This window comes from Nitrobacter sp. (assembly GCF_051535235.1).
Classification (GTDB): Bacteria; Pseudomonadota; Alphaproteobacteria; order Rhizobiales; family Xanthobacteraceae; genus Nitrobacter.
On the sequence record NZ_JBPPLZ010000011.1, the window covers coordinates 47,743 to 71,858 of the forward strand.

The window sequence follows — 24,116 nt, forward strand, 5'->3', positions numbered from 1 at the left end:
ATGATTTGCGGTCCGGAATAACGAATGATGAGTCATTGCGCCGATCCGTCGATGCGGCCCGAGCGCAACCGCACCACGCGGTCGCAGCGTTGCGCGAGCGCGTTGTCGTGGGTGACGAGCACCAGCGTCATGCCGCGCTCGGCATGTTTGGCGAAAAGCAGATCGACGATCTGCTGACCTGTCGCCTCGTCAAGATTGCCTGTCGGCTCGTCGGCGACGAGGATAGCAGGATCTGGCGCGAACGCCCGCGCCAGCGCCACGCGCTGCTGTTCTCCGCCGGACAACTGCGCCGGATAATGATGCTGCCGTTCACCGAGACCCACCGCCTCCAGTTCGCGTGCCGCGCGCGCCGATGCTTCGAGGGCGCCCGCAAGTTCGAGCGGCACCGCGACGTTCTCGAGCGCCGTCATGGTCGGGATCAGATGAAACGACTGGAACACGATACCGACGTGGCGACCGCGAAATCGCGCGAGGGCGTCTTCGTCGAGAGCATTGAATCGGGTGCCGTCGACCACCACCTCTCCGCTGTCAGGACGTTCAAGCCCGGCCATCACCATGAGCAGCGTGGATTTGCCCGACCCGGAGGGGCCGATCAGACCGACAGCTTCGGCGCGGCCAATGCGGAGATTGATGTCCTTGAGGATGTGGACCCGCGCCGCGCCGCTGCCGAGCGTGAGATTGACATTGGCGATGGCGATGGCGTCCGGGACTTCAGAATAACCGGCCGGTGACGAGCGTTCGATGAGACTGTCCATGCGAAAGTCATATGGGACTTCCTTTCCAGCAGTCGAGTGGCTGAAGCGCATGTTTATGTGGCTGGCGTTGAGCGTGGTGCTGACGACATCCGCATTCGCGCAGGCCCCTGCCGCCGGTCCGATCAAGCTCGTCGTGCTCGGCGACTCCCTAAGCGCCGGCCTCGGGCTTCCGGCCGCCGCCGCATTTCCGGCGCAATTGGAAAAGGCATTACAGAACAAAGGGCTGAATGTCGCGATCGACAATGCCGGCGTTTCCGGCGACACCGCGTCCGGCGGTCTGGACCGGCTCGACTGGTCGGTGCCTGCCGCGACCCAGGGCGTGATTCTCGAACTGGGCGCAAACGATGCGCTCCGCGGTCTCGATCCCAAGGCGACGCGCGCGGCGCTAGATGGCATCCTGAAGCGGCTGAAGGCGCGCGGTGTCGCCGTCCTGTTGTGCGGGATGGTCGCGCCGCCGAATTACGGCGCCGACTATGCTGCGCAATTCAATGCGATCTTTCCCGATCTCGCCAAGGCATACGACGTGCCGCTTTATCCGTTTTTCCTCGACGGCGTCGCGGCCAACACCAAGCTCAATCAGGCCGACGGCATGCATCCGACCGCCGACGGCGTAGCGGTGATCGTGAAGAACATCGTGCCGACGGTTGAGTCCTTTGTCCGCGACATCGCTGAACAGAAAGCAAAAGAGGTGAGAAACTGACGGATGGTCCATCTTCTCGTCACCGGGAGCCAGATGATGACGGACATGGCGAGCGCACCGTCGCGTGGAAATCACCCAGCGGCCGGATGCGGCGTGCTTCGCACCGTCACAGAACTGCGATAAAAGCGAATATCGGTGATTCGCCGCTGAATTGGTTTCGATCCTCGATTTTCGCCGCGTGACTTTCGGAATCGGGGTCTCAGCATCGAGGGTATTGCGATGCCGCGTCTGTTCACCGGGCTGGAGATACCGCCCGACGTCTGCCGCACGCTGTCCGATTTGCGTGGCGGTCTGCCGGGCGCCCGCTGGATCGATCCCGAAAATTACCATCTCACGCTGCGCTTCATCGGCGATATCGACGGCGCATCCGCCAACGAGATCGCGTCGGTTCTGCTGCGGGTCAATCGCAAGCCATTCGAGGTGACGCTGCGCGGGCTGTCCAGTTTCGGCGGCAAGAAACCGCGCGCCGTCGTCGCTTCGGTGGAGCCGAGCGGGCCGCTGGTCGAATTGCAGGCCGAACTCGAACGGCTGATCCAGCGCTGCGGGCTCGATCCCGAGAGCCGCAAGTTCACGCCTCACGTGACGCTCGCGCGGCTGCGCGACGCATCCAACCATGACGTCGCGAACTATCTGTCGGTGCGGGGTTATTTTCCGTCCAAAGTCTTCACCGCCGAGCGTTTCGTGCTGTTCTCCTCGCGCGCCTCGGTCGGCGGCGGACCCTATGTGGTGGAGGATTCCTACGCGCTCAGCCCGTAACCGTCCGATCTGCAAGTTCAACCAATTCACGACTTGCATTTCGGCTGATATGGAGTCGTAAGCTGACCGATGCTTTCGGCCTCGCCCACGCTGTTCCGTGATCACTATCAGGATCTCGTCGCATCGGGCGCGATCGAGGCTGACGATGCGCAGGCGCGGGTTGCGGAAGCCCTCGCCGCGCTGGACGAGCGGCTCATGGCCTACAAGCCGGCGGCCAGGTCAGGCTTCCTCGACAAGCTCTTTCATCCCGACCACGCTCCTCCTCCGAAGGGACTTTATATCTACGGCGACGTCGGGCGCGGCAAGTCCATGCTGATGGACCTGTTCTTCCATGACAGCGCGGTCACGCACAAGCGCCGCGTCCATTTTCATGAGTTCATGGCCCATGTTCATGAGCGCATCTTCGCCTTTCGCCAGAGCATCGCGCGCGGCGAAATAGCCGACGCCGATGTCATTCAACTCACCGCGGCCTCGATCTTCGAGGAAGCGTGGCTTTTGTGCTTCGACGAATTTCACGTCACCGATATTGCCGATGCCATGATCCTCGGCCGCCTGTTCGCGCGCCTGTTCGAACTCGGCACGGTGGTGGTGGCGACATCCAACGTCCCGCCCGAGAATCTCTATGAGGGCGGCCTCAACCGCGTACTATTCCTGCCGTTCATCGAACAGATCGAGGAACGCATGGAGGTGCTGCGCCTCGATGCACGCACCGATTTCCGCATGGAAAAGCTGGCAGGCGTCACGATGTGGCTGACGCCCGCCGACGCCAAGGCCGAAGCGGCGCTCGACAAGGGTTGGGCGCTGATGACGGGCGGCGCACCGTGCAGGCCTCGCGACATCGCAATCAAGGGCCATACCTTGCGGGTGCCGTGCTCGTCCCACGGCGTGGCCCGGTTTTCCTTCGCCGACCTCTGTGAGCAGCCGCTTGGCGCCTCCGACTATCTGCGGCTCGCGCGGGACTATCATACCCTCATTATCGATCGCATTCCGGTCATGAACGACGCCGACCGCAACGCCGCCAAACGGTTCATCGCGCTGATCGACGCGCTGTATGACAACGGCGTGAAACTGATGGCCTCGAGCGACACCGATCCGCTGTCGCTCTATCGCGCGAGCGAGGGTTTTGAGGCGAACGAATTCAAGCGGACTTCCTCGCGCCTGATCGAGATGGGCTCGGAGTCCTACCTGGCCCAGGCCCACGGCCGCAGCGATTCCGCCGCCGGCGGCTCCAGCACCGGACTGGTGGAGACATGACATTGATGCCGCCATTTCTGTCATCGGGATCGAACCTTGGGCGAACAGGAATGCACGCTGCACGACTTGAACGGCCGGGACGAAAGGTCTAACCACGCTGTTGTCGAGAATTTCCTTATCCCGCCTCTTTGCCATCAAAGGATAAATTCCCATGGCGCGCGACAAGATCGCCCTGATCGGCTCCGGCCAGATCGGAGGAACGCTCGCTCACCTCATCGGTCTGAAAGAACTCGGCGACGTCGTGATGTTCGATATCGCCGAAGGCATTCCACAAGGAAAATCCCTCGATATCGCGCAGTCGTCTCCGGTGGAGGGATTCGACGCCAGGCTGACCGGCGCCAATTCCTACGAAGCGCTTGAGGGCGCCAGCGTCTGCGTCGTCACCGCCGGCATTCCGCGCAAGCCGGGCATGAGCCGCGACGATCTCCTGGGCATCAATCTCAAGGTGATGGAGCAGGTCGGCGCCGGCATCAGGAAATATGCGCACGACGCCTTCGTCATCTGCATCACCAATCCGCTCGACGCCATGGTCTGGGCGCTTCAGAAAGCCTCCGGCCTGCCGGCGAAGAAGGTGGTCGGCATGGCGGGCGTGCTGGATTCATCACGCTTCCGTTATTTCCTCGCCGACGAATTCGACGTGTCGGTGGAAGACGTCACCGCCTTCGTGCTCGGCGGCCACGGCGACAGCATGGTGCCGCTGGTGAAGTACTCGACCGTGGCCGGCATTCCGCTGCCGGATCTCGTCAAGATGGGCTGGACCTCGCAGGCGCGCATCGACGAGATCGTCGAGCGCACCCGCAACGGCGGCGCGGAGATTGTCAACCTGCTGAAGACCGGCTCGGCCTTCTACGCGCCCGCGGCCTCGGCGATCGCGATGGCGGAAAGCTATCTGCGCGACAAGAAGCGCGTGCTGCCATGCGCCGCCTATCTCAACGGCGAATACGGCGTGAAGGACATGTATGTCGGCGTCCCCGTGGTGATCGGCGCCAAAGGCGTCGAGCGCGTCGTCGAAATCGAACTTGGCGGCAAGGATCGCGAGGCCTTCGACAAATCGGTCGGCGCGGTTCAGGGGCTTATCGATGCCTGCAAGAAGATCGCGCCCGACCTGCTGGACCGCTGATCGGCCGCGAGGCGACTGTCCGCCTGCCCTTCGGCTGGAAGCGGGATGGGGAAAAGTGGTGCAGCGGTTTCCGCCAGCATCCCGCTTTGGAATATTGGTATCGACCAGGTTCATGATTTTGGATCGATTCGACCCAAAATCATCGTGATCAAGTGTGTCGCCGGTCGGTCTGTGACAGACGGACAGGTGAAGTCGAGGAATTTTCACTGCCAATTGTCACTGCCACGCGTCGGAGACCATCGCGATGAACATCCACGAGTACCAGGCCAAGGCGTTGCTGCGCGAATTCGGCGTGCCGGTCTCGCGCGGGGTTCCGGTGCTGAAGGCATCGGAAGCCGAGGCGGCGGCGAACACGCTGGGCGGCCCGGTCTGGGTGGTGAAAAGCCAGATCCATGCAGGCGGCCGCGGCAAGGGCAAGTTCAGGGAAGCCTCCGCTGGAGACAAAGGCGGCGTCCGTCTTGCCAAATCTGTCGCTGAGGTCAGCGAATACGCCGGGCAGATGCTCGGAGCAACGCTGGTCACAGCGCAGACCGGCCCCGCCGGCAAACGGGTCAACCGTCTCTACATCGAGGAAGGCTCCGACATCGATAAGGAGTTCTACCTCTCGGCGCTGGTCGACCGCGAGACCTCGCGGGTCGCGTTCGTGGTCTCCACCGAGGGCGGCGTGAATATCGAGGACGTCGCCCATAAAACGCCCGAGAAGATCGTGACCTTCTCGATCGATCCGGCCACCGGCGTCATGGCCCATCACGGCCGCACCACTGCCAAGGCGCTGGGCCTCACCGGCGACCTCGCCAAGCAGGCGGACAGACTGGTAACGCAGCTTTACGCCGCCTTCATCGCCAAGGACATGGCGCTTCTGGAGATCAACCCGCTGGTCGTCACCAGGCAAGGTGAACTGCGCGTGCTCGACGCCAAGGTGTCGTTCGACGGCAATGCGATGTTCCGCCATTCCGACGTGCTGGCGCTGCGCGACGAGACCGAGGAGGATCCCAAGGAAATCGAGGCGTCGCGCTTCGATCTGAGCTATGTCGCGCTCGACGGACAGATCGGCTGCATGGTCAACGGCGCCGGCCTTGCGATGGCGACCATGGATATCATCAAGCTCTACGGCATGGCGCCTGCGAACTTCCTCGACGTCGGCGGCGGCGCCACCAAGGACAAGGTCGCGGCCGCCTTCAAGATCATTACCGCCGATCCGAACGTGAAAGGCATCCTGGTCAACATCTTCGGCGGCATCATGAAATGCGACGTCATTGCCGACGGCGTCGTCGCTGCGGTGAAGCAGGTCGGCCTCAATGTCCCGCTGGTGGTTCGCCTCGAAGGCACCAATGTCGACGCCGGCAAGAAGATCATCCGCGAGTCCGGCCTCAACGTGCTGTCCGCCGACGATCTCGACGATGCCGCGCAGAAGATCGTCAAGGCCGTGAAGGGGGTCGGGTAAATGTCCGTTCTGATCGACAGGAACACAAAGGTCATCTGCCAGGGCTTCACCGGCAAGAACGGCACGTTTCATTCCGAGGCCGCCATCGCCTACGGCACCAAGATGGTCGGCGGCACCTCGCCGGGCAAAGGCGGCAGCAAGCACCTCGACCTGCCGGTGTTCGACACCGTCCGCGAAGCGCGCGAGGCGACCGGCGCCGACGCCAGCGTGATCTACGTTCCGCCGCAGGGCGCGGCGGACGCGATCTGCGAGGCGATCGACGCCGAGACTCCGCTGATCGTCTGCATCACCGAGGGCATTCCGGTGCTGGACATGGTGCGGGTCAAGCGGTCGCTGTCGGGATCGAAGTCGCGGCTGATCGGGCCGAATTGTCCGGGCGTCGTCACCGCCGGCGAATGCAAGATCGGCATCATGCCGGCCAACATCTTCAAGCCGGGCCATGTCGGCATCGTCTCCCGCTCGGGCACGCTGACTTATGAGGCGGTATTTCAGACCAGCCAGGAAGGTCTGGGGCAAACAACCGCGGTCGGCATCGGCGGCGACCCGGTCAAGGGCACCGAATTCATCGACGTGCTGGAGATGTTTCTCGCCGATCCCAAGACCACATCGATCGTGATGATCGGCGAGATCGGCGGTTCGGCCGAGGAAGACGCCGCCCAGTTTCTCATCGACGAAGCCAGACGCGGCCGCAGCAAGCCTGTGGTCGGCTTCATCGCCGGCGTCACCGCGCCGCCCGGCCGCCGCATGGGCCATGCCGGCGCCATCATCTCCGGCGGCAAGGGCGACGCCGCGTCCAAGACCGCCGCCATGGAAGCCGCCGGCATTATCGTCTCGCCGTCCCCGGCGCGACTCGGAAAGACTCTTGTCGAAAAGTTGAGGTCATGATTCAAACTTTGGTTCTTTTCGGAGCGAAGTTCCACCCTAAATAAGGTAAAATATTCAAATTCGCGCTGATTCCGCCGCGGAATCGGCGAATGCGCCGTTGCTATGCGCAAGACTGGAAATCGTCAGGACGCGACATGTCTCGCCAGAACGCGAATGCAGCATTTGCCCTTTCCTCGTTCCTGCACGGCCCGAATGCCTCCTACATCGACGGTCTTTACGCCCGCTACGAAAAGGACCCCGCCTCGGTCGATGCCGAATGGCAGGAGTTTTTCAAAAGCCTGACGGACGCTCCCGAGGACGTCCGGAAGAACGCGGAAGGCCCGTCCTGGGAGAAGGCGAATTGGCCGCTCGCGCCGCAGGACGACCTCACCTCCGCGCTCGACGGTAACTGGGCCCAGGTCGAACAGGCCGTCGGCGCCAAGGTGCAGGCCAGGACACAGGCGAAAGATTCGGCGCTGGCCGGCGTCGAGGTCCACCAGGCCACCCGCGATTCGGTTCGTGCGCTGATGCTGATCCGGGCCTATCGCATGCGCGGTCATTTCCATGCCAGGCTCGATCCGCTCGGTCTCGACCCCGCGCGGGACCACGAAGAACTCGATCCTCGCGTCTACGGCTTCACCGACGCCGACATGGATCGCAAGATCTTTCTCGACCATGTTCTCGGCCTCGAATACGGCACGCTGCGCCAGATCGTGGCGATCTGCGAGCGCACCTACTGCCAGACGCTGGGCGTCGAGTTCATGCACATTTCGAACGGCGCGCAGAAAGGCTGGATCCAGGAGCGCATCGAGGGACCGGACAAGGAGATCAGCTTCACGCCGGAAGGCCGCCGCGCCATCCTCAAGAAACTCGTCGAGGCGGAAGGCTTCGAGAAGTTCTGCGACGTCAAGTTCACCGGCACCAAGCGTTTCGGTCTCGATGGCGCCGAATCGCTGATTCCGGCGCTGGAGCAGATCATCAAGCGAGGCGGCAATCTCGGCGTCAAGGAAATCGTGATCGGCATGCCGCACCGCGGACGGCTGAACGTGCTGACGCAGGTGATGGGCAAGCCGCACCGCGCGCTGTTCCACGAATTCAAGGGCGGTTCGGTCAATCCCGACGCCGTGGAAGGCTCGGGCGACGTCAAGTATCACCTTGGCGCCTCAAGCGACCGCGAATTCGACAACAACCGGATCCACCTGTCGCTGACCGCCAACCCCTCGCACCTCGAGATCGTCGATCCGGTGGTGCTCGGCAAGGTGCGCGCCAAGCAGGATCAGCACGGCGACCCGCCCGACCAACGCAACTCGGTGCTGCCGCTCCTGATGCACGGCGACGCCGCTTTCGCGGGCCAGGGCGTCGTGGCGGAATGCTTTGCGCTGTCGGACCTCAAGGGCTACCGTACCGGCGGCTCGATCCACTTCATCGTCAACAACCAGATCGGCTTCACCACCTATCCGCGCTACTCGCGCTCATCGCCCTATCCGTCCGACGTCGCCAAGATGATCGAAGCGCCGATCTTCCACGTCAACGGCGACGATCCGGAAGCTGTGGTGTTCGCCGCCAAGGTAGCGACCGAATTCCGGCAGAAATTCCACAAGCCGGTCGTGATCGACATGTTCTGCTATCGCCGCCACGGTCACAACGAAGGCGACGAGCCGTCGTTCACCAACCCGACGATGTACCAGAAGATCGCCGCGCACCCTTCCACGCTCGAACTGTACGCGAAGCGGCTGACCGCTGATGGCGTCATCACCGAGGGTGAAGTCGAGAAGCTGAAAGCCGACTGGCGCGCGCGGCTCGACGCCGAGTTCGAGGGCGGCACCGGCTACAAGCCGAACAAGGCCGACTGGCTCGACGGCAAGTGGGCCGGCTTCAAGCTCGCCGACCAGGACGAGGAGCCGCGCCGAGGCGTCACCGGCGTCGACGTCACGACGCTGAAGGAGATCGGCCGCAGCATCACCCGCGTGCCGGACGGTTTCCGCGTGCATCGCACGGTGCAGCGCTTTCTCGAAAACCGCGCCAAGGCGATCGAGGGCGGCACCGGCATCGACTGGGCGACGGCGGAGGCGCTGGCGTTCTGCTCGCTGATGCTGGAGGGCCATAACGTCCGGCTGTCCGGCCAGGACAGCGAGCGCGGCACCTTCTCGCAACGGCATTCGGTATTGTTCGACCAGCAGGACGAAAGCCGCTACACGCCGTTCAACCATCTCGGCAAGGACCAGGGACGCTACGAAGTCATCAACTCGCTGCTGTCGGAAGAAGCGGTGCTCGGCTTCGAATACGGCTATTCGCTCGCCGAGCCCAATGCGCTCACGATGTGGGAAGCGCAGTTCGGCGACTTCGCCAACGGCGCGCAGGTGGTGTTCGATCAGTTCATCTCCGCCGGCGAACGCAAGTGGCTGCGCATGTCGGGTCTCGTCTGCATGCTGCCTCACGGCTATGAAGGCCAGGGACCGGAGCATTCGTCGGCGCGGCTGGAACGCTTCCTGCAGATGTGCGCGGAAGACAACATGCAGGTTGTCAACCTGACCACGCCGGCGAACCATTTCCATGCGCTGCGCCGGCAGTTGAAGCGCCAGATCCGCAAGCCGCTGATCATGATGACGCCGAAGTCGCTGCTGCGTCACAAGCGGGCGGTATCGCGCCTCGACGAGCTCGGCGCCGCGACCACGTTCCACCGCATCCTTTACGACGATGCGGCGATGCTGCCGGACCAGAAGATCAAACTGGTGGACGACGACAATATCCGCCGCGTGGTACTGTGCTCCGGCAAGGTCTACTACGACCTCTACGAGGAACGCGAGAGGCGCAACGTCGACGACGTCTACCTGTTGCGGATCGAACAGTTGTATCCGGTGCCGCTGAAGGCGCTGGTGCAGGTGCTCGGCAGCTTCAAGAACGCCGAAATCGTCTGGTGTCAGGAGGAGCCACGCAACATGGGTGCGTGGCACTTCATCGAACCCTACCTCGAATGGATTCTCAACCAGATCGGCGCACCCAACAGGCGCCCGCGTTATGCCGGCCGCGCCGCCTCCGCCGCTACCGCGACCGGATTGATGTCGAAGCATCTTGCGCAACTCAAGGCACTTCTCGAAGAAGCACTTGGATAATAAATTGCGTTGTCATGCCCGGTGCGCCATCAAGCTTGCGCAGATTGCGTCAGCCTGTCTGCGATGCCGGGTATCTACGGCTCTGCATCGCACTCAAGACGCGGGTATCGAGATAAGCCAGCGAAGCGACGCCGCGCTTCGGACGGATATAACCGGCCATGACCGGCGGAGGATTTAGGAAGGGCTGCTCACATGACTGAGATACGCGTTCCGACGCTCGGCGAATCGGTAACCGAGGCCACCATCGGCAAATGGTTCAAGAAGACCGGTGACACTGTCGCCGTCGACGAACCTCTCGTCGAACTCGAAACCGACAAGGTGACCATCGAAGTGCCCGCGCCTTCCGCCGGCACGCTCGGCGAGATCGTCGCCAGGGACGGCGAGACGGTCGCCGTCGGCGCGTTGCTTGGACAGATAGCCGAAGGCGGCGCACCGGTAAAACCCGCGGCGGCCAAGGCATCGGCAAGCGTCGCGCCTGAAAGCGCAACCGGACGTCCGGACCTCAAGTCCGACACCACGAAACCGATCAATGCCGGCCCGGAAGAGCCGCGGCCCAAGCCGGAAACATCAGCGACGGAAACCTCAGCGCCCTCCGACGCGCCGCTCGCGCCTTCGGTCCGCAAACTCTCCGCCGAGAGCGGTGTCGACGCTTCCACGGTGCCGGGTTCGGGCAGGGACGGCCGCGTCACCAAGGGCGACATGCTGGCCGCGATCGAGAGAGCGGCATCGGCGCCGACCCCGGTCAACCAGCCGGCCGCCGCGGTTCAGCTCCGCGCGCCCTCACCTCCCGACGACGCCGCGCGCGAGGAGCGCGTGAAGATGACACGTTTGCGCCAGACCATCGCGCGCCGCCTCAAGGAAGTGCAGAATACCGCGGCGATGCTGACGACCTTCAACGAGGTCGACATGACCAGCGTCATGGCGTTGCGCGCGCACTACAAAGAGGTGTTCGAGAAAAAGCACGGCTCCAAGCTCGGCTTCATGGGCTTCTTCACGAAAGCCTGCGTTCAGGCGCTGAAGGACATTCCCGCCGTCAATGCCGAAATCGACGGCACCGACCTGATCTACAAGAATTACTATCATATTGGCGTCGCGGTCGGCACCGACAAGGGTCTCGTCGTGCCTGTCGTGCGCGACTGCGACCGCAAGTCGATCGCCGAGATCGAGAAGAGCATCGCCGATTACGGCCGCCGCGCCCGCGATGGCCAGCTCAAGATCGAGGAGATGCAGGGCGGCACCTTCACCATCACCAACGGCGGCATCTATGGCTCGTTGATGTCGACGCCGATCCTGAACGCGCCGCAAGCCGGGATCCTTGGCATGCACAAGATTCAGGAACGTCCGATGGCGATCGGCGGCAAGGTCGAAATCCGCCCGATGATGTATCTCGCGCTCTCCTATGATCACCGCGTCATCGACGGCAAGGAGGCCGTCACCTTCCTCGTGCGCGTCAAGGAATCGCTCGAAGATCCGGCCCGACTGGTGCTGGATTTGTAGTGCAGGCTAGAAAGAACCCACATGACGCAAATCCTGCTGAAGTCCGATACCAAAACCACCGAGTTCGGTCATTTGACCTCGATTGATCTGGAGTTGAATGCGATCATTTTAGAACTGGTTTACCTGGCTTGTCTGAGCTTTGAGCACGGGCCATCCGCCGCACATATTTACGTCTCCGAATACGGCGGCGAAGTTAAAAGCATTGCCTGTGAAAATCCCTTCAATGCTCTGGGATCTTTCGAAAACGTCTCGAAAAAGTCAGCGGACTGGGTCCTGTCGCGAGCGCTGTTCTACCATGATAACCAGAGGCGACGAGCGAAGGCCGATCAGGAAAACGCGAAAGCTGAAGAAAAGCATCAACCAGCGATCGAAAAAAAGCTCGGCAACCTCGACAAGGCGCACGCTTTGAGACGAAAGCTGATCACTGACGGAGCCGATCCCGACGAGGTCAACCGACTGGTCGGCGGATTGCTCTTCGACCAGCGCGCAAAATTGCTCACCGTACCGGACCCAACGGATTGAGAAGCATAATTGAAATCGAGCAGTTTCGAGCTTCGTATCCGCCGCAGTTCGGTGGCGCCGCGGACAAAACCGCCAACGCCCTCGTCTGGCTGTTGTCCGACGAAGCCGCCTATATCGCTGACATGATTGAAACGACAGGATTGCGGCCATGGCTTCTTACGACCTCATCGTTATCGGCACCGGCCCCGGCGGCTACGTCTGCGCCATTCGCGCCGCGCAACTCGGCATGAAGGTCGCCGTGGTCGAGAAAAATCCAACGCTCGGCGGCACCTGCCTCAATGTCGGCTGCATGCCGTCGAAGGCGCTGCTGTACGCCTCCGAAACCTTCGAGGAAGCAGGACACTCGTTCGCGAAAATGGGCATCGGCGTCGACGCGCCGAAGCTCGACCTGCCGGCGATGATGAATTTCAAGCAGCAGGGCATCGACGGAAACGTCAAGGGCGTCGAATACCTGATGAAGAAAAACAAGATCGACGTCATCGGCGGCACCGGCAGGATTCTCGCCGCCGGCAAGGTCGAGGTATCAGGCGTCGACGGCAAAAAACAGACCGTTGAAACAAGGAACATCGTCATCGCCACCGGCTCCGGCGTCGCCAAGCTCAAGGGTATCGAGATCGACGAGAAGCGCATCGTGTCCTCGACCGGCGCATTGTCTCTTGAGAAAGTGCCGGGAAAACTTCTGGTCATCGGCGCGGGCGTGATCGGTCTCGAACTCGGGTCGGTGTGGCGTCGCCTGGGCGCGCAGGTGACGGTGGTGGAATTTCTCGACCGTATCCTGCCCGGCATGGACGGCGAGATCGCGAGGCAATTCCAGCGCATCCTCGAGAAGCAGGGCTTTGCGTTCAGGCTCGGCGCCAAGGTCACCGGCGTCGACTCGTCAGGCAAGGCGCTGGCGGCCCGGGTCGAGCCCGCCGCGGGCGGCGCGGCCGAGACGATCGAGGCCGACGTCGTACTCGTTTGCATCGGCCGCACGCCCTACACCGACGGCCTCGGCCTGAAGGAAGCGGGCGTCGCGCTGGACGATCGCGGGCGTGTGGAAATCGACGCGCATTTTTCGACCAGCGTGAAAGGGATTTACGCCATCGGCGACGTCGTGAGAGGTCCGATGCTGGCGCACAAGGCCGAGGACGAGGGCGTCGCCTGTGCCGAAATTCTCGCCGGCCAGGCCGGCCACGTGAACTACGACGTCATTCCCGGCGTGGTCTACACCACGCCCGAGGTCTCATCGGTCGGCAAGACCGAGGAAGAACTGAAGCAGGCCGGCACGGTCTATACCGTCGGCAAGTTTCCGTTCACGGCCAACGGACGCTCCAAGGTCAACCAGACCACCGACGGCTTTGTAAAGATTCTGGCGGATGCGAAAACCGACCGCGTGCTCGGCGTTCACATCGTCGGCCGCGAGGCCGGCGAAATGATCCACGAAGCCTGCGTATTGATGGAGTTCGGCGGCTCGGCGGAAGATCTCGCCCGCACCTGCCACGCCCACCCGACGCGATCGGAAGCTGTCAAGGAAGCCGCCCTCGCCGTCGGCAAACGCGCCATCCACATGTAACTCTGTTCCGGGGCAAGCCAACACGAGGCGCGCCCGAGATAAACACATAAATCTGCTCGTCAGTGTCCCAGCAGATGCAAGGCGTGCGGGGCGAACATCCCGATCGCTGTGATTCCAATCCCCGCCAGCGCCAGCAGTCCCGATATCCAGGCCAGCACGATCATGCCGGTGATGATCGCGGCCGATGCCAGCACGATCGCGATCTGGAACGCGGCGGACGCCAACTCGAAGTGATGATATTTCGCCATCGCGAGGTCGCGTGCGTCCTCGGCGTGTTTGGCGCGCTCGGCAAGTTGATCCTGCCCCTCCCCGGTGCTCGGGTCGGAACGATAATGCGCCGCGGTCTTCTGCCAGTCGTCGATCTGCTTCTGCAGCGCAGCCCTGGTCGCATCATCCGCCGCGAGCCGGAGGCTGAGCCTGGCCTGGTCGGCCTGGGTCTGGACCACGGTGCGGCGGATGCTCTTGGCCTGGAAAAAGGCCCAGAGGTTGGAGGACTCCACGTTCTTGCTGATCGATTCGGTCTGCGCGCCTTTACCCAGCGTCTCGGACAGAGCGAGGCAGAGCGCGATGACGGCGATCAGGAGCGCAATCTTCTTGTTTTCTCCTGACGCATGATGCGTATGCTCGGCGTGCTCCATGCTTTCGTGCGCGCTCATTGTCCTCTCCCGCAGCGGTTAGACAGTCCACGATTGACCTCTGGCTTTTCCCGCGCAAGTGGCCAACCGGAGTATTGGTGAGAATGTCCGCCGGCAATTTCGTGGCGCAAGGGGATCAGGCGCGGGGGTGCGCCGTCCTGTAGACCTCGAGCAGCCGTTCGCTGTCGATGCCGGTGTAGATTTGCGTGGTCGAAAGCGATGCGTGACCCAGCAGCTCCTGGATCGCGCGCAGGTCGCCGCCGCGACTCAAGAGATGCGTCGCGAATGAATGACGCAACGCATGCGGCGTCGCGCTGTCGGGCAGGCCGAGCGCGCCGCGCATCCGCGCCATGACGAGCTGGATGATGCGCGCCCTGAGCGGACCGCCCCGCGTGCCGACGAAGATCGGCCCTTCAGGCGGCAGCGAATGCGGACACATCGCGACATATTCATGGATCAGCGCCAGCACGTTCTGCAGCACCGGCACCATCCGCGTCTTGTTGCCCTTGCCGGTGACGATCAGAACGTCGCCCGCCCCGGGTTGCGGCACATCACGGCGCTTTAAGCCGAGCGCCTCGGAAATGCGCAGGCCCGATCCGTACAGCAGCGCCATCACCGCGGCGTCGCGCGCCCAGATCCAGGGTTCGCGATCCTCGCCGGCGCGCTCGGACGCATCGGCAAAGCGCTTCGCCGCGCTCATATGAATCGGTTTCGGCAGGCTCTTGCCAACCTTCGGGGCGCGGACCACGCTGAGCGCGCCGACCTTGCCGAGCCCTTCCCGTTCCAGAAATCGCGCGAACGAGCGCAAGCCCGCCAGCGCGCGCATCAGCGACCGGCCACCGACATCATCGGCGCGACGCGCGGCCATGAAGGCGCGGACATCGCTCGCCTCAAGCGCGGCGAGGCGCTTCAGCGTCACCAACTCGCCCCAGTGCTCGCCGAGAAACGCCAGGCATTGCCGGACATCCCGCGCATAGGCCTCGCAGGTCTTGAGGGAGAGCCTTCGCTCGGTCCGCAGATGCGCCAGCCATCGCACGATTTGCCGCCCCACATCCGGGGCCGCGCAGACGAGATCGGGTAACGGTTCTGGAGCGGGCTTGGGCATGATTCCTACCCGTCACGATGATTTCGGCGATTATATCGCGCCGCTTTGGTTTATCGTTTGCTAACTTTACGACTGGCGACCCTACTCGAGCCCGACTCTTCGGATGGACCATTTTTCGCGCAACCGCTCGGCATCGTCATCGACGACTCGCGTCGTCGATGTTCTGGTTCCCGTTGCGATCGACCAGGCTTATTCCTACCGCGTTCCGCGCGGCATGGAGGTCGCGCCCGGCGACGTGGTCACGGTGCCGCTCGGACCGCGCGAGGTCATCGCCGTGGTCTGGGCCGAAAACCCTGCGCCCGATCCGCGTCTGCACAACCGGTTGAAGGACATCGGCGAAAAACTCGGCGTGCCGCCGCTCAAGACCGAACTGCGCACGCTGATCGACTGGGTCGCGAACTACACGCTGTCATCGCGCGGCATGGTGATGCGCATGAGCCTTCGGATGGGCGAGCATCTTGGACCGGAGCGGGCACGAGCCGGGGTGCGGCTCAGCGGCGAGCCGCCGCAGCGCATGACGCCGGCACGACAGCGGCTGATCGCGGTATTGTCCGATCGCCTGCTGCACGGAAAATCCGACGCCGCGAAGGAAGCAGGCGTCAGCGCCGGCGTGGTCGACGGCCTCGTCGACGAGGGCACGCTGACGGTCGAGCCGATGCCGCCTCCACCGCCGCCGCCACCGCCCGATCCCGATTTCGCCGTCCCCGACTTTTCCCGCATCCAGCGCACAGCCGTGGACGCCATGCGTGCGCTCGCCGCGAACGGCACGTTCCACGTCGCGCTGCTCGACGGCGTCACCGGTTCCGGCAAGACCGAAGTCTATTTCGAAGCGGTCGCCGAAGCCATCCGCCGGGGAAAGCAGGCGCTGATCCTGATGCCGGAGATCGCGCTGACCGGCCAGTTCCGTGACCGCTTCGCGGCGCGCTTCGGCGAGCGGCCGCTGGAGTGGCATTCCGAACTGACGCCGCGAAGTCGCGCACGCAACTGGGCCGCGATCGCGGCGGGCGAGGCGCAGGTCGTGGTCGGCGCGCGCTCGGCGCTGTTTCTCCCCTATGCCGATCTCGGACTGATCATCGTCGACGAGGAGCACGACCAGGCCTACAAGCAGGACGAAGGCACACATTATCACGCTCGCGACATGGCCGTGGTGCGCGCCCATATCGCGAAAATTCCGATCGTGCTGGCGTCGGCGACGCCTTCGGTCGAAAGCGAAGTCAATGCGCGCAAGGGACGCTACCAGCGCATCGCGCTGACGTCGCGGTTCGGCGGCCAGCACATGCCGCAGATCGAACTGATCGATCTGCGCCGCGAGGGTCCACCGCGCGGCCGCTTCGTTTCTCCGCGTCTCGCCGGCGAGATTCAAAACGCCATCGAACGGCGCGAGCAGGCGCTATTGTTCCTCAACCGCCGCGGCTACGCGCCGCTGACATTGTGCCGCGCCTGCGGTCACCGCTTCGCCTGCACGATCTGCGACGCCTGGCTGGTGGATCACCGCTTCCGGCAGCGTCTCGTATGCCATCACTGCGGCTTCTCGATGCCGCGTCCGCATCAATGTCCGCATTGCGCGGCGGAGGAATCGCTTGTCGCTGTCGGTCCCGGCGTAGAACGGCTGCAGGAAGAGGCCGCCGCGCTGTTCCCCGACGCCCGCACAATGGTGCTGTCGAGCGATCTGATCACCTCGGTCGAGACGATGCGCACCGAACTCAACGACATCGCGGAAGGCCGCGTCGACATCATCATCGGCACGCAACTGGTGGCGAAGGGACATCATTTTCCGCGCCTGAACCTCGTCGGTGTCGTCGATGCCGACCTCGGCCTGAGCAACGGCGATCCGCGCGCCGCGGAGCGGACTTTCCAACTGCTCAACCAGGTGATCGGCCGCACCGGCCGCGAGAAAGGCCACGGCATCGGTTATCTGCAAACCCACCAGCCCGAACATCCCGTGATGAAGGCGCTGGTCGCAAGCGACCGCGAGGCGTTTTACGCCGGCGAGATCGAGGCGCGGGAACGCGCGGGCTATCCGCCGTTCGGCCGCCTCGCCAGCCTGATCATATCCGCGGGCGACCGCCCGACCGCAGAGGGTTTCGCCCGCCAGCTCGCCGCGACCGCACCGATCGACGAACGCGTTCAGGTGCTCGGACCGGCTGAAGCGCCGCTCGCCGTCATCAAAGGCCGCTATCGCTTTCGCTTGCTGGCGAAGTCGGCGCGCGGCGTGGACCTGTCCGGCTATCTGCGCGAGTGGCTCGCCGCGGGACCGAAGACCAGGGGCAACCTCAAGCTCGAAGTGGACGTCGATCCCCAGAGTTTTCTTTGAGAGCGCTTCTTCGTCATTCCGGACGCCGCGTGAGCGGCGATCACAGATGTGCAATTGCACATCTGGGAATCCGGTCATGCCGGGAGCGGGTGGATTACTGTCCGCCATGTGCTGTGGATCACGCCCGCCTCTGTACAACGGCGCGGCGGGATTGACGGCTTCCGGGTTGGCATTCAATCTGCCGCCGCGCGAGGGCTGAATGCATATCTACTTCCGCGGCAGCGGTTTGCAGCGTCTGAGGTTGGCATCGGGGCTGACGCTGATGGCGTTTGCGGCCACGCATTTCGCCAATCATGCGGTCGGTCTTGTCAACCTCGAGGCCATGCATCGGGTACAGGAGTTGCGAACCGCGGTCACCCGGTCATGGCCGGTGTCGATCATCCTGTTGCTCGCGCTGATCACCCACGTCGCCCTCGGCCTTTATAAATTGAGCCGGCGGGAAACCTGGCGGATGCCGGTCTGGGAGGCTCTGCAAATCGGCATCGGTCTTTCGATTCCGTTTCTGCTATTTCCGCATATCGTCAACACCCGCGTGGCGCATGCGGTATTCGGCGCCAACGACATCTACCTCTATGAACTGGTCCGGCTCTGGCCCGACAGCGCGATCCTGCAAAGCACCCTGCTGGTGCTGGTGTGGATCCACGGCTGCATCGGCATCCACTACTGGTTGCGGCTGTCCGATTCCTACAGCCGGTTCGCTCCGTTCCTGCTGGCCGTCGCCCTGTTGTTGCCGGTGCTGGCGCTGTCCGGATTTGCTGTCGCGGGGATGCGCGCGACCTACATCATGTCGGACCCGAGCGCGTTCGCCGCGCTGAAAGCGCGAACGAACTGGCCGAACGCCCATGACGCGGCGACGATGGCGACCTTGCGCGACATCGTCCGATGGGGATTCGGGCTGCTCGCCGCGACCGCGATCGGCATTGCATTCCTGCGCTACCGCCGCGAGACCGCAAAGCGCGGACCGGTCCGGATCAGTTACCTCGATGGACCGGCCGTCGATCTGACGCCCGGCATGACGCTTCTGGAGGTCAGCCGGTCGGCCGGCATCCCGCATGCGTCGCTCTGCGGCGGCCGCGGCCGCTGTTCGACCTGCCGGGTCCGCATCGAAAACGGACAGGAATCGCTTCCGGCTCCTGATGCCGTCGAGGCGACGACCCTCGGCGCGATCGACGCACCGTCGAATGTGAGGCTGGCCTGCCAGATCCATCCCACCGCGCCTCTGACGATCGCCATCGTCAGCCGGCCCGGTGTCCACAGCCCGATCCACACCGAATTCTCCGAGATCAAGGAAGTGGTTGCAGCCCACGTCCGCGCTGATATCGGCGACTCCGCGATCGAATTCGTCTCATCCGATCCGGCGGAGGTGGAAGCCTGGCTTCTGCGCCAGTCGGAACGCGCCGCGAAGGTCCGCGACGTGGAGCGTTGGGGCTACCACCTGCGGGGCGCGAGGATGGATTACGTCGGAGAGCGGGCCGTCGGCACGTGCGTCTACGAACGGGATACCCGGCTCATTTCGGTCTTCATGTTTCCGGAAACGGACTCTGCGCCGGTAGCGATCCGCGGCCAGCGCAATCGGTACTCGGCGCTGAGCTGGCGTGACGAGACCGGCACCATCTGCTGTTCTGTGTCGCATGTCACAGTGGAGGTGCTCGAGCATCTGGCAGAGGCCTGGGAAGAAGCGGCATCCATGTCGACTGAGTCCGGTGACCCGATGAAACTGGAGCCAACGAGGCACTGCGATGAGTGATCTGTTCCGCCGCGAAGCCATCGAACATGCCACGCAACGGCTGGAGGGCCAGGTCTTCCTGGCCTCGCCGCTTTCGTTGAAGACGCTCGGCCTGCTGCTGTCGGGCATCGTCTTCGCAGCCGCGACCTTCGCCGCAACCGCGACATACGCGCGGAAGACGACCGTGAGCGGGTTCCTGGTGCCCGACCAGGGCATGATCCGGATCACCTCGCAGGCGCAGGGGACCTTGCGAAGCGTCCTCGTCAAGGAAGGCGACAACGTCGAGAAGGGCACGCGCCTCGCCATCCTCGACGTCTCCACCGCGACCGCAACCGGCAATACTGGGGATGCGCTTCTCAAGGGATTCGAATCGGAATCGCTCGCGGCGAAGTCGAGGGCTGAGTCGAAACTGGCGCTGCTGGAACTGGAGCGGGATCAGGCGAACGTTCGGGTCAGTAAGAGCCAGAACGAACTTGCCCAGGTGGATCAGCAGATCGAGTTGCAGCAGGAACGGCTGAAACTTGCGCGGGACGAGGTGGATCGCGGGGAAGCCCTCTCCGCCAAGGGCTATATGCCGAAACGCGAGGTCGATCAGCGGCGGCTCGCCGCGCTGGCGATCGAACAGGATCTCGCCGGCGCGCGCCGCCAGAAGGCGACGGCGGAGCGCGAACTTGCGGACATCAAGGCGCGACTGGTTTCGATCCCGCTGGAAATCAAAGCCGCCCGCTCCGACGCCGATGTCGCCCGGGCGACGCTCGAGCAGCGCCGCGCCGAATCGGAAGCGCGGCGCCTGCAGTTTTTCGTCGCACCGACCACCGGACGGATCGCCGCGCTCCCCGTCAGCGACGGCCAGGCCGTGGCTGCGGGCGGCATCGTCGCGGTGATTATCCCTTCGGGCAGCGAGATCGAGGCCGAACTGTTGGCGCCGTCGCGCGCGATCGGTTTCGTCCGGCCCGGGCAACAGGTCGAACTCAGCCTGCAGGCCTTTCCCTATCAACGCTTCGGAACGGTGCGCGGCGCGGTGAGAACGGTCTCGACCACCGTGCTCGGCCCTGCCGATGTCGGCTTTCCCGGGCTCGACATCAAGGAACCGGTGTTCAGGATCCGCGTGTCTCTCAGCCGTAGCTCGATGGAAGCCTATGGCCAGACCGTGCCGATGCAGCCGGGAATGCTGGTGTCGGCTGAAATCGTCTTCGAGCATCGAAGCCTGCTGCGCTGGCTGTTCGATCCGATCTATGCCGTGGGCCGCCGCGCATGAACATTCTCCGGGAACTCAATCTGGGCCGACGAACCCTTCCCGTCATGATGGCGTCGGAGGCCGCGGAATGCGGCCTCGCCTGCCTCGCCATGATCTCGCGCTATCACGGCCACGATGTCGATCTCAATGCGCTGCGCCAGCGGTTTGCGGTGTCGATGGCCGGCGCGTCGCTGAAAAGCCTGATGGGGATCGCCGACCAGCTCGGATTTTCGACGCGCGCCATCCGCGTCGAACTGGCGGCGTTGCCCAAGGTCCAGCTTCCCGCCATCGCGCACTGGGACCTCAATCACTTCGTGGTGCTGAAGTCTGTGTCGTCAAAAGGCATCACCGTCCACGATCCGGCGGTCGGCCTTCGCACTTTCACGATGGAGGAAGCCTCGAAGCACCTGACCGGCGTGATCCTCGAACTGGCGCGGAGCGAAACCTTCGAGCCGCTCGAAGCGCGCCTGCCGATGAAGCTGTCACTGCTCTGGTCGAAGATGCATGGCTGGGGCTGGGCGGTCGCGCAGGTGCTGATCCTGTCGGTCGCGCTGCAGATCGCGGCTTTCGTGATGCCGTTACAGATGCAGCTTGTGGTCGACGAGGCGCTCGCGCAATCCGATCATCAACTGCTGACGGTGATAGCCCTGGGATTCGGCGCCCTCGTCATTATTCAGGCCGGGCTTGAGGCGATCCGCGGCTGGGCGCTCCGCATCTTCGGCCAGCTCCTGAGCTTCCAGATCACCGGCAACCTGGTCCGGCACCTGCTGCGGCTGCCCAACGACTATTTCGAGAAGCGACACGTCGGCGACATCATCTCGCGCCTCGGCTCGGTCAAGCCGGTGCAGGACGCCATCACGCAGGGCGTGATCGGCACCGTCATCGACGGCATCATGGCGCTGATCGCGGGCTTCATCCTGTTCTTCTATTCCACGGCGCTCGCGCTCATCGTCATCGTCGGCGTGCTCATCAACCTCGGCATCACGCTGGCGCTGTTTCCCGGCACCAAGCGCCGCATGGCCGAGTCCATCGTCGCCGAGGCCAAGGAGCAGTCGCACCTCATCGAGACCATCCGCGCCGCCACGACGCTGAAACTGTTGGGAAGGGAGTCGATACGGGAAGCGACCTGGCGAAACCTGCACGTCGAGACCACCAACGCCGGCATCGCCGTCGGCCGTTACCAGATCTCGCAGACCTTCCTGCAATCGGCCGTCACCGGCCTGCAAACCGTGATCGTGATCTACGTCGCCGGCGTCACCATCCTGTCGGGCGCGGGCTTTTCGGTCGGCATGATCTTCTCGTTCCTGTCCTACCGGCAGACCTTCACCGACCGCGCGATGGCGCTGGTCAACCAGATGGTCCAGTTCCGGCTGTTGCGGCTGCATCTCGACCGCCTCTCCGACATCGTGACGACCCGCTCAGAGGTCACGCAAGGCCTGCCCGGCCCGCTGGTCAATCAGGGACACATGCGGCTGAAGAATGTCTGCTTCCGTTACGGCATCAGCGATCCGCTGATCCTCGAAGACGTCAATCTCGACATCAAGCAGGGCGACTACGTCGCCATCCAGGGCGGATCGGGCGGCGGCAAGACCACGCTGCTCAAGCTGATGCTCGGACTGATCCATCCGACCGACGGCACCATCGAACTCGACGGACACCGCGCCACGCCCGAGCGCTGGCGAAGCTGGCGCCAGAGCGTCGGCGTCGTCGCCCAGGACGACCGTCTGATGTCCGGCACCATTTCGGAAAACATCGCCGGCTTCGATCCGAACCTCGACATGGAGCGCGTTGTCGCCGCCGCTCACGCCGCGCGCGTGCATGCCGACATCATGCGCTTCCCCATGCAGTATCTCAGCCTCGTCGGCGACATGGGCTCGACGCTCTCCGGCGGGCAGCGGCAGCGCGTGCTGCTGGCGCGGGCGCTGTATCGCCAGCCGCAGATTCTGATCCTCGATGAAGGCACCGCGAACCTCGACGAGCAGAACGAGGAGTTGATCGCGGATCTGATCGACCAGATGAATATCACCCGCATCGTGGTCGCACATCGCCCGGCGCTGCTGCGGCGCGCGCGGCGGGTGTTCACCGTCCAGAACCGGGGATTGGTGCGCGTCGGCGGAACCGAACCGTTGCCCCGCGAGGCGCTCACGGACGTAACCCCGCTCTCCGTCGCACCGCCGGAGCCTGCGGAATGAGTGCGCCGGCTGACAGGCCGCTCACCCGGAGCTTTTCGCTTCTGATGGAACTTTTCGCTTCTGATGGAATCGGAAGTTTGAGCGCGATCTTTTCCGAAAACCGGTTTCCACTTCGCTCGAAAACGCTCTGACGCGCAGCCTACATCACCTGGGCGACCACGCGGCCGACGCCACGGCCGGTCAACCCGATCGCGCGGGCAGCGCCTTTCGAAAGATCCAGCACGCGCCCTCGGATGAAGGGGCCGCGATCGTTGATGGTGACCACCACGCTGCGGCTGCCATGGGTGACCCTCAACTTGGTCCCGAACGGCAGGCTGCGATGGGCCGCTGTCATGGCGTTCTGGTTGAAGCGCTGACCGGACGCGGTGCGGCTGCCGGACTCACTTCCGTAGTAGGAAGCCACCCCGGAGAACGACCGGCCTGAACCTGCCGACCGCCCAAGGGACGCATTGGCGTTCAGCCAGGGCTGCTGCGCTCCCCAGGATTGTCCCCAGGACTGCTGCGCGGCGGCGGGGCCGGCAGCATGGTGCGCCCGGTGATGATGACGATGGTGATGGTGGCGCGAACGGGCCGATGCCTCGCTTACGCTCCCTGCAATCAAAACAGTTGCGGCGAGCATGGCGACCGCCATGCGCGGCCGCATTAGAAACCCCAACGTCGGCTTTTGCGAGTGCAACATATTGAAAGTCCCCTGAGCAGTATTGCCGCCCCTGCGACAAGTGAAAGCCATGGCCTCTGAGTCGCCGGAGGGTTGATCCTGCAACTAAGGCGTAAAATGGGCGAAGTAATGCTTCATGTTTCGGCTGAAATATCTTTTGATCGACCGGTCGTGACCAACTAATCAAATTAATACACACTTTTATAAATCATATACGATAATATACTTGTCATTACTGTAAAAGGAAGTCATGCCGCGGCATCGGCAACCGTTCAGCAAGTACTGCACGACGTTTCGGCGTCATGCCCGCCGGCAAGGGTGCTGGAAGCGGCTGCGACACAGGACGAACTTGCGTTTGACGAGACTCCCGCCCGCGCATCGCAATTACTGCGCGGCAGGAAATTTTCCCGCGTGCCCGCGACGCGACGCGAATGTCCGTCGGGTTGATCGCGCCCATGCGACAAGGCATCGCCGTGCGCTGCCGTCATGTTGCACCTGCGCGCGCGCTATGTTAGCAAAGCCGCGATTTTAACGCTGCCGACACGTTTGTGTCGGTCGGAAATCGAAGTCCCTCTTGAATTCCAAGGGCTTGGGCCGCAATCGCGCCGCGTGTTTGGCGACGGCTTTTCCCTTGCGAGTTTGACAGCTTGAAGAGCGCTCTGGTGGCTGCTG

Annotated in this window: 18 protein-coding genes; 14 read left to right on the plus strand and 4 right to left on the minus strand. The window is 63.5% G+C overall.

Annotated elements, in window-relative coordinates:
- Positions 1-32 precede the first annotated feature (32 nt).
- Positions 33-755, minus strand: coding sequence for an ABC transporter ATP-binding protein (locus tag ACS3WA_RS13605; RefSeq protein WP_438279051.1), 723 nt, complete (start codon positions 753-755; stop codon positions 33-35).
- A gap of 49 nt (positions 756-804) precedes the next feature.
- Between ACS3WA_RS13605 and ACS3WA_RS13610 the strand changes: the two genes are divergently transcribed.
- The 10 genes from ACS3WA_RS13610 (at position 805) to lpdA (ending at position 13,577) form a co-directional block, all read left to right on the plus strand.
- The gene (locus tag ACS3WA_RS13610; protein WP_438279070.1) at positions 805-1,455 is read left to right on the plus strand and encodes an arylesterase; all 651 of its coding nucleotides are present in this window, start codon (positions 805-807) and stop codon (positions 1,453-1,455) included.
- Between the two features lie 219 nt (positions 1,456-1,674).
- Complete coding sequence (gene thpR, locus ACS3WA_RS13615; protein ID WP_438279052.1) at positions 1,675-2,211, plus strand: RNA 2',3'-cyclic phosphodiesterase; 537 nt, start codon at positions 1,675-1,677, stop codon at positions 2,209-2,211.
- A gap of 69 nt (positions 2,212-2,280) precedes the next feature.
- Positions 2,281-3,465: a cell division protein ZapE gene (zapE, locus tag ACS3WA_RS13620; protein WP_438279053.1), complete on the plus strand. Its 1,185-nt coding sequence runs from the start codon at positions 2,281-2,283 to the stop codon at positions 3,463-3,465.
- Positions 3,466-3,616: 151 nt separating this feature from the next.
- On the plus strand, positions 3,617-4,585 hold the full coding sequence (gene mdh, locus ACS3WA_RS13625) for a malate dehydrogenase (RefSeq protein WP_438279054.1): 969 nt from the start codon (positions 3,617-3,619) through the stop codon (positions 4,583-4,585).
- Positions 4,586-4,829: 244 nt separating this feature from the next.
- Positions 4,830-6,029: an ADP-forming succinate--CoA ligase subunit beta gene (sucC, locus tag ACS3WA_RS13630; RefSeq protein ID WP_438279055.1), complete on the plus strand. Its 1,200-nt coding sequence runs from the start codon at positions 4,830-4,832 to the stop codon at positions 6,027-6,029.
- The gene (sucD, locus tag ACS3WA_RS13635; protein WP_438279056.1) at positions 6,030-6,914 is read left to right on the plus strand and encodes a succinate--CoA ligase subunit alpha; all 885 of its coding nucleotides are present in this window, start codon (positions 6,030-6,032) and stop codon (positions 6,912-6,914) included.
- A 134-nt stretch (positions 6,915-7,048) separates the two neighbouring features.
- Entirely contained in the window at positions 7,049-10,006 is a 2,958-nt protein-coding gene (locus ACS3WA_RS13640) for a 2-oxoglutarate dehydrogenase E1 component (RefSeq protein WP_438279057.1), read from the plus strand.
- A 192-nt stretch (positions 10,007-10,198) separates the two neighbouring features.
- On the plus strand, positions 10,199-11,503 hold the full coding sequence (odhB, locus tag ACS3WA_RS13645) for a 2-oxoglutarate dehydrogenase complex dihydrolipoyllysine-residue succinyltransferase (RefSeq protein ID WP_438279058.1): 1,305 nt from the start codon (positions 10,199-10,201) through the stop codon (positions 11,501-11,503).
- Positions 11,504-11,524: 21 nt separating this feature from the next.
- On the plus strand, positions 11,525-12,025 hold the full coding sequence (locus tag ACS3WA_RS13650) for a hypothetical protein (protein ID WP_438279059.1): 501 nt from the start codon (positions 11,525-11,527) through the stop codon (positions 12,023-12,025).
- A gap of 148 nt (positions 12,026-12,173) precedes the next feature.
- Complete coding sequence (gene lpdA, locus ACS3WA_RS13655) at positions 12,174-13,577, plus strand: dihydrolipoyl dehydrogenase (RefSeq protein WP_438279060.1); 1,404 nt, start codon at positions 12,174-12,176, stop codon at positions 13,575-13,577.
- A gap of 59 nt (positions 13,578-13,636) precedes the next feature.
- Here the strand turns inward: lpdA and ACS3WA_RS13660 are convergent, their stop codons facing one another.
- Both ACS3WA_RS13660 and ACS3WA_RS13665 read right to left on the minus strand, forming a co-directional pair.
- On the minus strand, positions 13,637-14,233 hold the full coding sequence (locus tag ACS3WA_RS13660) for a DUF4337 domain-containing protein (RefSeq protein ID WP_438279061.1): 597 nt from the start codon (positions 14,231-14,233) through the stop codon (positions 13,637-13,639).
- Between the two features lie 115 nt (positions 14,234-14,348).
- Positions 14,349-15,317 (minus strand): tyrosine recombinase XerC, encoded by a 969-nt coding sequence (locus tag ACS3WA_RS13665; RefSeq protein ID WP_438279062.1) that lies wholly within the window; start codon positions 15,315-15,317, stop codon positions 14,349-14,351.
- Positions 15,318-15,420: 103 nt separating this feature from the next.
- Here ACS3WA_RS13665 and ACS3WA_RS13670 point away from each other — a divergent pair, with 103 nt between their 5' ends.
- The 4 genes from ACS3WA_RS13670 (at position 15,421) to ACS3WA_RS13685 (ending at position 22,786) form a co-directional block, all read left to right on the plus strand.
- Positions 15,421-17,631, plus strand: coding sequence for a primosomal protein N' (locus tag ACS3WA_RS13670; protein WP_438279063.1), 2,211 nt, complete (start codon positions 15,421-15,423; stop codon positions 17,629-17,631).
- A gap of 199 nt (positions 17,632-17,830) precedes the next feature.
- Positions 17,831-19,378, plus strand: a complete 1,548-nt coding sequence (locus tag ACS3WA_RS13675) for a 2Fe-2S iron-sulfur cluster-binding protein (protein ID WP_438279064.1) — start codon at positions 17,831-17,833, stop codon at positions 19,376-19,378.
- Positions 19,371-20,615, plus strand: coding sequence for an HlyD family efflux transporter periplasmic adaptor subunit (locus tag ACS3WA_RS13680; RefSeq protein WP_438279065.1), 1,245 nt, complete (start codon positions 19,371-19,373; stop codon positions 20,613-20,615). Before ACS3WA_RS13675 ends, ACS3WA_RS13680 begins: the two co-directional genes overlap by 8 nt.
- Positions 20,612-22,786: a peptidase domain-containing ABC transporter gene (locus ACS3WA_RS13685; protein ID WP_438279066.1), complete on the plus strand. Its 2,175-nt coding sequence runs from the start codon at positions 20,612-20,614 to the stop codon at positions 22,784-22,786. Before ACS3WA_RS13680 ends, ACS3WA_RS13685 begins: the two co-directional genes overlap by 4 nt.
- 139 nt (positions 22,787-22,925) lie before the next feature.
- Here the strand turns inward: ACS3WA_RS13685 and ACS3WA_RS13690 are convergent, their stop codons facing one another.
- Positions 22,926-23,465: a septal ring lytic transglycosylase RlpA family protein gene (locus tag ACS3WA_RS13690; protein ID WP_438279067.1), complete on the minus strand. Its 540-nt coding sequence runs from the start codon at positions 23,463-23,465 to the stop codon at positions 22,926-22,928.
- Positions 23,466-24,116: the final 651 nt, after the last annotated feature.